This is a genomic window from Thermalbibacter longus (assembly GCF_023806485.1).
Classification (GTDB): Bacteria; Chloroflexota; Chloroflexia; order Thermomicrobiales; family Thermomicrobiaceae; genus Thermalbibacter; species Thermalbibacter longus.
In genome coordinates, this window is the sequence record NZ_JAMSLR010000019.1 from 18,380 (window position 1) to 30,772 (window position 12,393).

Consider the following 12,393-nt stretch of genomic DNA (forward strand, 5'->3'; position numbering starts at 1 on the left):
CCACCTCGATCCTATACCGGCGATTGTACCCCTCCCGCACGTGCCTGCGACAGGTGCATTATCACCTAGCTCGCTTCGGATGTAGACTGTACGTACACTGCTGCCCGGGAGGATCAGCTCGCGACTTGCCAGGATCTCGGAACGCCGGGTGGGGCGCGAGCGAAGGAAGGCTCTGCCGGTAGCCCAGTCCGGTAGGCAGGAGCTGTGCGCTGGGGTACACTGGTGCCATGGACGAGGGTCAGAAGATCCGGCAGATCGCCATCTGGTTCATCGGGATCCTGGTTGCCTTCAAGCTCTGGACGGTCCTGCTGATCGTGATCTACTCCTCGAGATGGGAGACCGTCCAGTTCTTGCTGGCGAACCACGTGCTGTGGTTCGTCGCTGGCGCAGTTCTGCTCTGGGGGCCAGCGCTGTTCTGGGCTCGTCTACTACGGCTCCGGGCGCGGCGCCGGGAGTTGATTCGCTCCGAGTGGGAAGTTGAAGACTCGCACAAGCTGTACCGGTAGCCGAGATAGCGGCTGGTGGTTCGAAAGATGAGGGACCGGCTCAGCCGGCCCCTCGCGCGAGCGTGGTGCGCCCGGCAGGATTCGAACCTGCGACCTTTTGCTCCGGAGGCAAACGCTCTATCCTCTGAGCTACGGGCGCGTCGTGGCTTTGCTCAGCAACTATAGCATGCCTCTTTTCTCGCCCGCAAGGTTGACGAGGACCGGCGGGTAAGGTATACTGGGCTTTTGCTGAGGGGTGGCGCTCACGCATGCGGATGCCTCTACGATTGCAGGCTCAGCGTCTGACACGCCAGAGGCTCGGGTTCGAAACCCTGTGCCTCCTGGCGCGCTTTGCTGTTTCTCGTCCCCAGCGCGGTGGCTGGGGCATACTCGACAACGATCCCCCAGGATGGGATGAGTTGGCCTCCTAAGCACAGTCCGGCCAAGGTGGCACTTTGGCGCGGCGCTTGGTCTCTCGTTAGTCAGTAAAGGAGCGGTGCATGGCCGTGACGACGAGCGGCACACGTGCCTCGGCGGTGGGGTCCCGCCAGGTTCGGTCGAACCTCGGGATCGACCGCGTCTCCTTCTCCCGCATTCCCACTGTGCTCGAGATGCCGAACCTGATCGAGTTGCAGCTTCGCTCCTTCGAGTGGTTCAAGACCGAGGGCATGCGCGAGCTACTCGAGGAAATCTCGCCGGTTATCGACTACAACGGTAAGCTCGAGCTGCACTTCCTCAAGCACTGGTTCGAACCGCCCCGGTACTCGGTGGAGCTCTGCCGCGATCGGGACATGACCTATGCGGCTCCGCTCTATTTCCGCGTTCGGCTGGTCATCCGCGATACCGGTGAGGTCAAGGAGAGCGACGTCTACGTCGACGACTTCCCGATGATGACCGAGACCGGCACCTTCGTCATCAACGGGGCGGAGCGGGTCGTGGTCTCGCAGCTCGTACGCTCTCCGGGGGCGTATTTCGAACTCGTCGACGATCCGGCTACCGGGCGCCAGCTCTGCACCGCAAAGCTGATCCCCAGCCGTGGCGCCTGGCTCGAGTTCGAGACTTCGAATCGTGACGCGCTCTTCGTGAAGGTCGATCGCAAGCGGAAGCTGCCGGTCACGGTGTTGCTCCGGGCCGTCGGCTACGGCCGAGACGAGGATCTCTACGAGCTCTTCGCCGACGTCGACACCGACCCCGACCATCGCTACATTGCCGCCACCATCGAGCGGGACAAGACCAAGTCGGTCGAAGATGCGCAGATGGAGCTCTACCGGAACCTCCGGCCGGGCGATCCGCCGACCCGGGAGAATGCGGCCTCGCTGATCGACCGGCTCTTCTTCAATCCACGGACCTATGATCTGGCGAAGGTCGGCCGCTATAAGCTGAACAAGCGGCTCGGCGTGAACGCTGACCCGGCGACCCGGGTGTTGACGCCCGAGGATCTCGTCGCGCTCGTCAAGACGATGATCAGGGTCAACCGTGGCCTCGATCACGCCGACGACATCGACCATTTGGGCAACCGCCGGGTCCGGACGGTCGGCGAGCTGATCCAGATGCATCTGCGCACTGGCCTGCAGCGGCTCGAGCGCGGCATTCGCGAGCGGATGACGATTCAGGACATCGAGACGGTAACGCCCAACGGGCTCATCAGCAGCACCCGGCCGGTGCGCGCGGCCATTCGCGAGTTCTTCGGCGGGAGCCAGCTCTCGCAATTTATGGATCAGACGAACCCCCTGGCTGAGTTGACCCACAAGCGGCGCCTCTCTGCCCTGGGTCCGGGTGGGCTCAACCGCGAGCGGGCCGGCTTCGATGTCCGGGACGTGCACGACTCGCACTACGGGCGCATTTGCCCGATCGAGACGCCGGAAGGGCCGAACATCGGTCTGATCGGCTCGCTGGCGACGTACGCGCGCGTGAACGAGTACGGGTTCATCACCACGCCCTACCGGCGGGTCTACCGCGTCTTGGAGCTGCCGGCCCAGGCCGACGCCTTGCTCGGTCAGGTCACGCGTCTGGACGTGACCGATCCGGCGAGCGGGGATGTCATCGTACCGGCCGGCACGGTCATCGATGAGCCGGCGCGGCGGCGCCTCCTCGATGCGGGCGTCAGCCAGGTACCGATCGTACCCTTCGTCAGCGACGAGATCGAATACCTGACGGCGGACCAGGAAGAACACTTCACCATCGCCCAGGCGAATACGCCGCTGGACGAGGGGATGCGGTTCGCCGAGACGCGGATCGAGGCGCGACGAGCTGGGCAGTTCGTACTCGAGAGCCCGGAGCGGATCGACTTCATGGACGTTTCGCCCAAGCAGGTCGTCTCGGTAGCCGCGTCGCTGATCCCGTTCCTGGAGCACGACGACGCGAACCGGGCACTGATGGGCGCGAATATGCAGCGGCAGGCGGTGCCGCTCCTCAGACCGCGGGCGCCGATCGTCGGAACTGGCGTGGAGTACCAGGCCGCGCGGGACTCTGGGCAGGTGGTCGTGGCCCAGGCTGGGGGCATCGTGACCTCCGTGACGGCCCGGCGCATCGTGATCCGTGAGGACGACGGCAACGAGCGGGTTTACAACCTGCGGAAGTTCGTTCGCTCGAACCAGGACACCTGCATCAACCAGCGGCCGATCGTGCACAAGGGCCAGCGAGTGGAGGCGGGCGACATTATCGCCGACAGCTCCAGTACCGAGAACGGTGAGCTGGCGCTCGGGCAGAACGTGCTCGTTGCGTTCATGTCCTGGGAAGGCGGGAACTTCGAGGACGCGGTGCTCATCAGCGAGCGCCTGGTGCGCGAGGATGTCTTCACCTCGATCCATATCGAGAAGTACGAAGTGGAGGCGCGCGACACTAAGCTCGGCCCGGAAGAGATCACGCGTGATATCCCCAACGTTGGTGAAGACAGCCTGCGCGACCTCGACGCTGATGGGATCATCCGGATCGGCGCCGAAGTCCGCCCCAACGACATCCTCGTGGGCAAGGTCACGCCGCGGGGCGAAACGGAATTGTCGGCCGAGGAACGGCTGCTGCGCGCGATCTTCGGCGAGAAGTCGCGCGAGGTGAAGGACACCAGCTTGCGCGTGCCGCACGGCGTGCACGGGATCGTCATCGATGTGAAGCGCTTCCGGCGGGACGAGGCGAACGAGTACGAGCTGCCGGCGGGCGTGAACGAGATGGTGCGCGTGCTGATCGCCCAAAAGCGGAAGATCTCCGAGGGCGACAAGATGGCTGGGCGGCATGGCAACAAGGGGGTCGTCTCGCGGATCGTGCCGATCGAGGACATGCCGTATCTGCCCGATGGGACGCCAGTCGACATCATTCTGAACCCGATCGGTGTGCCGTCGCGTATGAATCTGGGGCAGATCCTGGAGACTCATCTGGGCTGGGCGGCCCACGAGCTGGGAATCAAGATCGCCAGCCCGGTGTTCGACGGGGCGAAGGAGGAGGAGGTTCGCTCGCTCCTGGCGAAGGCTGGCCTGCCGCTCGATGGCAAGGTCGAGCTGTACGATGGGCGCACTGGCGAGAAGTTCGATCGCCCGGTGACCGTCGGCTACATCTATATGATGAAGCTGGTCCACCTCGTGGAGGACAAGATCCACGCGCGCTCGACTGGCCCGTACTCGCTGGTTACCCAGCAGCCTCTGGGCGGGAAGGCGCAGTTCGGCGGGCAGCGCTTCGGTGAGATGGAGGTGTGGGCACTCGAGGCTTATGGCGCGGCCCATACCCTGCAAGAGATGCTGACCGTCAAGTCGGACGATGTCGTGGGCCGGGTCAAGACCTACGAGGCAATCGTCAAGGGTGAGCCGATTGTCGAGGCTGGCGTGCCGGAGTCGTTCAAGGTGCTGGTCAAGGAGTTGCGCAGCCTGGGTCTCTCTGTCGAGGTGATCAACGAGGACGAGGAGCCGATCGAATTTGCCGAGGACACCTCGCGGGAGATCCTGTCGCACCTGGATCGGATCAATCTGAGCGGCTTCGAGCGCACGGAAGACTGAGGGCGATACGCGAGCGTTCCAAACCGGTGAGGAAGGCGCATGAGCACAGCAGTGCGACAGCGTGAGAGTCAGAAGACGCTTGACGTCAACAACTTCGATGCAATCAGGATCGGCCTAGCCTCGCCAGAGGCCATCCGGAGCTGGTCATACGGCGAGGTGACCAAGCCGGAGACGATCAACTACCGGACGCTGAAGCCCGAACACGGCGGCCTCTTCTGCGAGCGCATCTTCGGGCCGACCAAGGATTGGGAGTGTTACTGCGGCAAGTATCGCCGGGTCCGCTACGCCGGCACGATCTGCGACAAGTGCGGCGTGGAGGTGACGCGCTCCAAGGTCCGCCGCGAGCGGATGGGACACATCGAGCTCGCGGCGCCGGTCGCGCACATCTGGTACGTGAAGGGCACGCCGAGCCGGTTGGGCCTCTTGCTCGACGTGACGCCCCGGAACCTGGAGCGCGTGCTCTACTTCGCCTCGTACCTGATTACGTCGGTCGACGAGGAGAAGAAGCGCCAGCTCATCGAGAGTGTGCATCAGGAGCTCGCCGCGGAGCTGGAGGAACTCGACCGCCGGTACGAGGAACAGCGACGCGAGCTCGAGGCGAGCCGCGAGGTCGAAATTTCGAGCCTGCGAGAGGGCGCCGATAGCCTCGAGCAGCGTGCCCGGGAGCGCCGGGAGCAGGAGCTGGCCGTGGCGCGGGCAGAGGCAGCGGCCTTGCGAGAGCGGCTGCAGTCGTCCCAGGGCCAGGTTGCGGAGACAGACCTGGAGTTCCGAGGCCAGGTCATCGCCCGCGCGGGGGAGACCATCACCGAGAACCACCTGGTGATCCTCGAGGAAGCGGAGCAGCAGGCGATCCGGGAGATCGATGAGGCCATCGAGCGCGAGGTCGCCGGCAACAGGACGCTGGCCGAGGCCGAGCAAGAGCACGTGCAGTCGCGAGCGATCGACCAGCTTCGCAAGCTCGAGCAGCAGATCGAGCAGCAGAAGGCGGACCTGCGGAGCGAGGCCGAGGAGATCGTCCGGCAGATCTCCGATATCCGGCCGATGCAGGTCATCACGGAGCAACAGTACCGGGAGCTGTCCGAGCTCGCGCCGGGCGCGTTCGAAGCGCGGATGGGCGCCGAGGCGGTCTACGATGTCGTCTCCAAGATGAATCTGGATGAGCTCTCCAAGCAGCTTCGCTCCGAGTTGCAGAACGCGACCGGACAGCGACACAAGAAGATCGCGAAGCGTCTCCGGCTGATCGAGGCCCTGCGCAAGAGCGGGAATCGCCCGGAGTGGATGATCCTGACCGTGTTGCCGGTCATCCCGCCGGATCTGCGGCCGATGGTGCAGCTCGACGGTGGCCGCTTCGCCACCTCGGACCTGAACGATCTGTACCGGCGGGTCATCAACCGCAACAACCGGCTCAAGCGACTGATCGAGCTCGGCGCGCCGGAGATCATCGTCCGCAACGAGAAGCGGATGCTGCAGGAGGCTGTGGATGCGCTGATCGATAACGGCCGGCGTGGCCGGGTCGTGTCCGGGAGCAGCAAGCACAAGCTCAAGAGCCTCTCGGACATGCTCAAGGGCAAGCAGGGACGTTTCCGCCAGAACCTGCTCGGGAAGCGCGTGGACTATTCCGGCCGCTCGGTGATCGTCGTGGGCCCAGACCTGCGACTCGATGAGTGCGGCCTCCCCAAGCGGATGGCGCTGGAGCTCTTCAAGCCGTTCGTCATGCAGCGGCTCGTGGCTCACGGTCACGCGCACAACATCAAGGCTGCCAAGCGGCTGGTGGAGCGCGTGGATCCGCGCGTGTGGGATGTGCTCGAAGAGGTCATCCAGAACTACCTCGTGCTGCTCAACCGAGCGCCGACCCTGCACCGGCTGGGCATCCAGGCCTTCAAGGTGAAGTTGATCGAGGGCTCGGCAATCCAGTTGCACCCGCTGGTCTGCGCGGCGTTCAACGCGGACTTCGATGGCGACCAGATGGCCGTGCACGTGCCCCTCTCGGCGGAGGCGCAGCGCGAGGCGCGAGAGCGCATGCTCTCCACGCGCAACCTCCTAGACCCGTCCGACGGCGAACCGGTGATCGCGCCGACGCTGGACATCGTGCTCGGTTGTTATGCGATGACACTGCCGGATCCGGACGCGCGAGGCGCGGGCAAGGTCTTCGCCAGCCCGCACGAGGTGGTGCTGGCGTACCAGGCTGGGTTGGTGGACTTGCAGGCACCGGTGAAGGTCCGCATCGATCGTGACGGCCACGGGGCGGAACTGATCGACACGACGGTGGGGCGGGTCCTGCTCAACGAGGAGATCCCGCCGGCGCTCGGCTTCTGGAACGAGACGATGGACCGGAAGGCGCTGCGGCGGTTGATCGCAGCCTGCTATAAGCAGCTCGGCCCGGAGGAGACGGCCCGGCTGGCTGACCGGATCAAGGATATCGGCTTCCACTACGCGACCAAGGGCGGGTTGACGATCGGTCTTACTGATGTGCACATCCCGCCGGAGAAGGCCGAGATCATCCAGCGAGCCGAGCAGCGAGTGGCCGAAGTCGAGCGGCAGTACCGGCGCGGTCTCATCACAGATTCTGAGCGGCATCGCGAGGTGGTGACCATCTGGAACGAGGCGCGCGACGAGCTTGCCCAGGTCGTGGAGCGCAGCCTGGGTGAGAACAACTCGCTCTACATGATGAGTAAGTCCGGCGCCAAGGGTAACATCAACCAGATCAACCAGATGGCCGGTATGCGCGGGCTGATGCTCGACCCACGCGGGAACATCATCGAGCTGCCGATCCGCTCGAACTTCCGCGAGGGGCTCTCGGTGCTCGAGTACTTCATCTCGACGCACGGGGCCCGGAAGGGGTTGGCTGATACCGCCTTGCGGACGGCTGACTCTGGCTACCTTACGCGGCGGCTGGTGGACGTGGCGCAAGACGTCATCGTGACGGTCGATGATTGCGGCACCGAGGAGGGCATGTGGGTGCGGCTGGCCGATATGCCCGATCGGGAGTCGTTCGCCGGTCGCGTGGTCGGCCGGGTAGCTGCCTTGCCCGTCGCGGACCCGAACACCGGCGAGGTCCTGGTAGAGCGTAACCAGGAACTCCGGGAGGAGACCGTTGACGACCTCCTGGCCCGTGGCGTCGATGCCGTCATGATTCGCACGCCGCTCTACTGCGCGGCCGACTACGGCGTGTGCCGGCTGTGCTACGGGCGCAATCTGGCAACCGGGGAGCTGGTCGAGCTGGGCGAGGCGGTTGGCATTATCGCGGCGCAGAGCATCGGCGAACCTGGAACGCAGCTCACCATGCGGACGTTCCACACCGGAGGCGTGGCTGGCGAGGACATCACGACTGGTCTGCCGCGCGTCGAGGAGCTCTTCGAGGCGCGCGAGCCGAAGGGCAAGGCGGTGCTGGCGCGTAACGACGGTATCGTCCACATCGTGGAGGATGACCAGGGACGCAAGGCGATTGTTAGCTCCGAGCGCATCGTGACCGAGGAGCATCGCATTCCGGCGGGGTACCAACTCCTCGTTGGGGACGGCGCCGAGGTGACGGTCGGCCAGGTTCTTGCGTCTGCTAACGGTACCGGTGGGGAGCCGGTGGTCGCGACGATGGCCGGCCAGGTCTTCGTGGATGGCGATTCGCTCGTCATCCGGCGCGAGGAGCAGGAGTCGGTCGAATACGCCATCCCGGCGGCGGCCCACCTGCTGGTCGCCGAGGGTGAACGGGTCACGGCCGGTACGCCCTTGACCGACGGCAGCCTGAGCCCGGAGGAGCTGCTCGACACGCTCGGCCGGGACACCGTGCAGCGCTACATCCTGGACGAGGTGCAGAAGGTCTACAAGTCGCAGGGTGTGGTGACGAACGACCGCCACATCGAGATCATCATCCGGCAGATGCTGCGCAAAGTGGCAGTGACAGACCCTGGTGACACCGACCTGCTGGTCGGAGAGATGCTCGACCGGACCCAGCTCCTGAAGCTCAACGAGGAGATCGTGGCCCAGGGCGGCGTTCCGGCCACCGCGCAGCAGGTGCTGCTGGGGATCACGAAGGCGTCACTGGCCACGGAGAGCTTCCTGTCGGCTGCGTCCTTCCAGGAGACGACGCGGGTGCTGACCGAGGCGGCGATCCAGGGCAAGATCGACTACCTGCGTGGCCTGAAGGAGAACGTCATCATCGGGAAGCTAATTCCGGCTGGCTCGGGCTTCTGGGAGCGCAAGAAGAAGCGCGACGCCGCGGCGCTCAGCGTCCTGGACGAGGTCATGCTCCGGGCCGTAGCCGGCGAGGGCCGGTTGCCGGAGGCGGCCGAAGAGTTGCCGTCGCTGTCGCCGGACAGCATTGAGCCGTTGGATCGCTCGACCGACTCGGCTCCGCCCGAGTCGACGGAGCAGTCGCAGTGGGATCTGACGGCGGAGGGCATGGAGGACCTCGGCGATGCGGATCAGGGCGAGGACCTGGGCCAGGAGCGGAGCCCAGGTGCCGAGTGAGTTGATCCCGCGTGCGGGTGAGCCTCACAGCTCTTCTGGTAGTTGACGCTGGGCCGAACGACTGGTAAACTTCACCCTTGTGACCCGCGAGGGTCACAAGGGTGAAGTCTTGTTCGGAACAGTCCTGGCGATCGTTGCCTGGACGGGAGAGAGACGTGCCGACGATCAATCAGCTCGTGCGCAAGGGCCGCGAGAAGCCGCGCAAGAAGCCGAAGGCACCGGCGCTGCGGTTCATCAACAGCCGCGTGGGCCGGAATGCCGGGCGGCTTCGCGCGGTGCCGAAGGGGTCGCCGCAGAAGCGCGGGGTCTGCACTCAGGTGCGGACGATGACGCCCAAGAAGCCGAACTCTGCGCTGCGGAAGATTGCTCGCGTGCGGCTCACGAACGGTCTCGAGGTGACGGCGTACATCCCCGGTGAGGGGCATAACTTGCAGGAGCATTCGGTTGTGCTCATCCGGGGCGGGCGCGTCAAGGACCTGCCTGGCGTCCGGTATCACATCATCCGCGGTGCGCTCGACGCCCGTGGGGTGGAGAACCGCAAACGGGGCCGGTCCAAGTACGGGACCAAGAAGAGCTAGGCTGGGCGCCGGGGCAGCGACCCGTCGCGGCGCTGACCGGTCGTCAGGTACGGAAAGCGGGCTCACGACGTAACATCTCGTGCTGGCCGCTTTTTCGTGTCCCTCTCGGAGGGCAAAGCAGGCGGCAAGCCACGCTGAACCGAGGGCGTCGACAGGGAGGCGAGGAACGGATGCCGAGGCGAGCGAAGATCGAGCGGCGGGCAATTCCACCTGATCCGCGTTATGGCAGCGAGCTCTTGCAGCGCTTCATCAACAAGGTCATGCAGCGGGGCAAGAAATCGCTGGCCGAGCGCATCGTCTACGATGCGCTGGACATCGTGGCCAGCCGAACGGGCCAGCATCCGCTGGATGTCTTCCAGCGCGCGGTTCAGAATGCCATGCCGCTGCTCGAGGTGAAGCCCCGGCGAGTCGGCGGAGCGACCTACCAGGTGCCGGTGCAGGTGGAGCCGCACCGGCGGGTCTCCCTGGCGATGCGCTGGCTGATCTCATCGGCTCGTGCGCGCTCGGGCAAGACGATGTCCGAGAAGCTCGCGGCTGAGTTGATCGATGCGGCAAACAACACCGGCGCGACGATCAAGCGCCGGGACGACACGCACCGGATGGCTGAGGCGAACCGTGCCTTCGCGCACTATCGCTGGTAACGCCGGAGCGTGGTAGACGAGCTTGAAGAGTAACGAGGGGAACTTCGGGACAAAGCATGAGTACGGTACAAGCACAGGTCACTGATGCCAGGCGCGTGATCTTGCAGCGCACGCGGAATATCGGCATTATCGCCCATATCGATGCTGGCAAGACCACCACGACCGAGCGCATCCTCTTCTACACCGGCCGGGTCCATCGACCGGGCGAGGTACATGAGGGCTCGGCGACGATGGACTGGATGGTTCAGGAGCGGGAGCGCGGAATCACGATCACAGCCGCGGCGACCACCTGCTTCTGGCGAGACCATCGTATCAATATCATCGACACCCCCGGCCACGTCGACTTCACCGTCGAGGTCGAGCGCTCGCTGCGCGTGCTCGACGGCGGAGTTGTCGTGTTCGACGGCGTCCATGGCGTCGAGCCGCAGTCCGAGACGGTCTGGCGTCAGGCCGACAAGTACCGCGTTCCCCGTATCTGCTTCATCAATAAGCTGGATCGCATCGGCGCGAACTACGAGCGAGCCATCGAGATGATCCGGGAGCGGCTCAAGGCCAGGCCGGCCGTCATCCAGTGGCCGATCGGCCTGGAGTCGGACTTCCGGGGGATCATCGATCTGATCGATTTCCGAGCTCGGCTGTACCACGACGAGCTCGGCCAGAACATCGAGGATGCCGAGGTCCCAGAGGACTATCGCGAAGTTGCCCAGTCGTGGCGGCATGCGCTCGTCGAGCAGATCGCCGAGTCCAATGAAGAGCTGATGCTCAAGTACCTCGAGGGTGAGGAGCTGACTCCGGAAGAGCTGCGCGCTGGGCTTCGAGCCGCCGCGATCACTGGGCAGCTCGTGCCGGTCCTCTGCGGGTCGGCTCTGAAGAACAAGGGCATCCAGTTGCTCCTCGACGCCATCGTCGATTACCTGCCCTCGCCGCTGGATATTCCGCCGGTGCAGGGGACCAACCCGCTGACGGGCGAGACAGAGATTCGCGAGGCGGACGAGGAGGCGCCCCTGGCGGCGCTGGCGTTCAAGATCCAGGCAGATCCACACGTAGGCCGGTTGACCTATGTTCGCGTCTACTCCGGCAGGCTAACCTCCGGCACCTACGTCTACAACTCGACGAAGAACGAGCGCGAACGCGTTTCCCGGCTCCTCCGAATGCATGCGAACCATCGCGAGGAGATCGAGTACGTCGGCGCTGGGGACATCTGTGCCGTCATCGGGCTGAAGAAGACGTTCACCGGCGATACGCTCAGCGACCCGGATCGGCCGATCCTGCTCGAGGCGATCCAGTTCCCCGAGCCGGTCATCTCCGTCGCAGTGGAGCCGAAGACCAGAGCGGATCAGGACAAGCTGGCCCTGGCTCTCCAGCGACTGGCCGAGGAAGATCCGACCTTCCAGGTCCGGATCGACCCGGAGAGTGGCCAAACGATCATCAGCGGCATGGGTGAGCTCCACCTCGAGGTCATCGTGGACCGGATGCTTCGCGAGTTCCGCGTGGGGGCCAATATTGGCCGGCCGCAGGTCGCCTACAAGGAGACGATCACCCGGCCGGTACGAGTGGAGGGCCGCTTCGTGCGCCAGACGGGCGGCCGTGGCCAGTACGGTCATGTCTGGCTCGAGCTGGAGCCACTGCCTCGGGGCGGTGGGTTCATCTTCGAGGACCGGATCGTCGGTGGCGTCGTGCCGAAGGAGTTCATCCCGGCGGTTGAGGCCGGAATTCGAGAGGCGATGGAGACCGGTGGCGTGGCTGGCTACCCGGTCGTCGACATCAAGGCGGTCCTGGTCGATGGCTCGTACCACGAGGTTGACTCCTCGGAGATGGCATTCAAGATTGCCGCGTCGATGGCGCTGAAGGAAGGCGTTCGCCGGGGCCAGCCGGTGATCCTCGAGCCGATCATGCGGGTGGAGGTCGTAACCCCCGAGGAGTTCACCGGGGACGTCATCGGCGATCTCAATGCCCGGCGCGGACGGATCGAAGGGATGGAGATTCGAGCTGGTTCCCAGGTGGTTCGGGCGATGGTACCGCTGGCCACCATGTTCGGCTATGCGACTGACCTGCGTTCGATGACGCAGGGTCGGGCGACGTACACGATGGAGTTCGATCACTACGCGCCGGTGCCGGAGTCGCTGGCGGCGGAGCTGGTGGCACGCAACGGCAGATAGTGCTGGTCGGGTAAGTAGAGCGGCGATGCGCCGCGAGGAGCTGGGTAGGAGGAGAAGCCGTGGGGAAGCAGCGGTTTGAGCGG

General features: G+C 65.0%; 6 protein-coding genes and 1 tRNA gene. 6 read left to right on the top strand and 1 reads right to left on the bottom strand.

Translation table 11 applies throughout. The annotated features are described in order from the left end of the window. Window positions 1-227: 227 nt before the first annotated feature. The gene (locus NET02_RS15890) at window positions 228-506 is read left to right on the top strand and encodes a hypothetical protein (protein ID WP_284058415.1); all 279 of its coding nucleotides are present in this window, start codon (window positions 228-230) and stop codon (window positions 504-506) included. Window positions 507-569: 63 nt separating this feature from the next. Here NET02_RS15890 and NET02_RS15895 read toward each other — a convergent pair. After that, a tRNA-Arg gene (locus NET02_RS15895) sits at window positions 570-645 on the bottom strand. A 340-nt stretch (window positions 646-985) separates the two neighbouring features. Between NET02_RS15895 and rpoB the strand changes: the two genes are divergently transcribed. The 5 genes from rpoB (at window position 986) to fusA (ending at window position 12,310) form a co-directional block, all read left to right on the top strand. Next, entirely contained in the window at window positions 986-4,468 is a 3,483-nt protein-coding gene (rpoB, locus tag NET02_RS15900; protein WP_284058416.1) for a DNA-directed RNA polymerase subunit beta, read from the top strand. 39 nt (window positions 4,469-4,507) lie between these two features. Next, window positions 4,508-8,932, top strand: a complete 4,425-nt coding sequence (gene rpoC, locus NET02_RS15905) for a DNA-directed RNA polymerase subunit beta' (RefSeq protein ID WP_347711061.1) — start codon at window positions 4,508-4,510, stop codon at window positions 8,930-8,932. A gap of 155 nt (window positions 8,933-9,087) precedes the next feature. Continuing rightward, window positions 9,088-9,510, top strand: coding sequence for a 30S ribosomal protein S12 (rpsL, locus tag NET02_RS15910; RefSeq protein WP_284058417.1), 423 nt, complete (start codon window positions 9,088-9,090; stop codon window positions 9,508-9,510). A gap of 170 nt (window positions 9,511-9,680) precedes the next feature. Beyond that, window positions 9,681-10,151, top strand: coding sequence for a 30S ribosomal protein S7 (gene rpsG / locus NET02_RS15915; protein ID WP_284058418.1), 471 nt, complete (start codon window positions 9,681-9,683; stop codon window positions 10,149-10,151). 56 nt (window positions 10,152-10,207) lie between these two features. Beyond that, window positions 10,208-12,310 (top strand): elongation factor G, encoded by a 2,103-nt coding sequence (gene fusA / locus NET02_RS15920; protein ID WP_284058419.1) that lies wholly within the window; start codon window positions 10,208-10,210, stop codon window positions 12,308-12,310. The last annotated feature ends 83 nt before the right edge of the window (window positions 12,311-12,393 follow it).

Bases quoted from the DNA above. Each gene is read 5' to 3' on its own strand.
- NET02_RS15890 (WP_284058415.1), top strand. From the start codon at position 228: ATGGACGAGGGTCAGAAGATCCGGCAGATCGCCATCTGGTTCATCGGG.
- rpoB (WP_284058416.1), top strand. From the start codon at position 986: ATGGCCGTGACGACGAGCGGCACACGTGCCTCGGCGGTGGGGTCCCGC.
- rpoC (WP_347711061.1), top strand. From the start codon at position 4,508: ATGAGCACAGCAGTGCGACAGCGTGAGAGTCAGAAGACGCTTGACGTC.
- rpsG (WP_284058418.1), top strand. From the start codon at position 9,681: ATGCCGAGGCGAGCGAAGATCGAGCGGCGGGCAATTCCACCTGATCCG.
- fusA (WP_284058419.1), top strand. From the start codon at position 10,208: ATGAGTACGGTACAAGCACAGGTCACTGATGCCAGGCGCGTGATCTTG.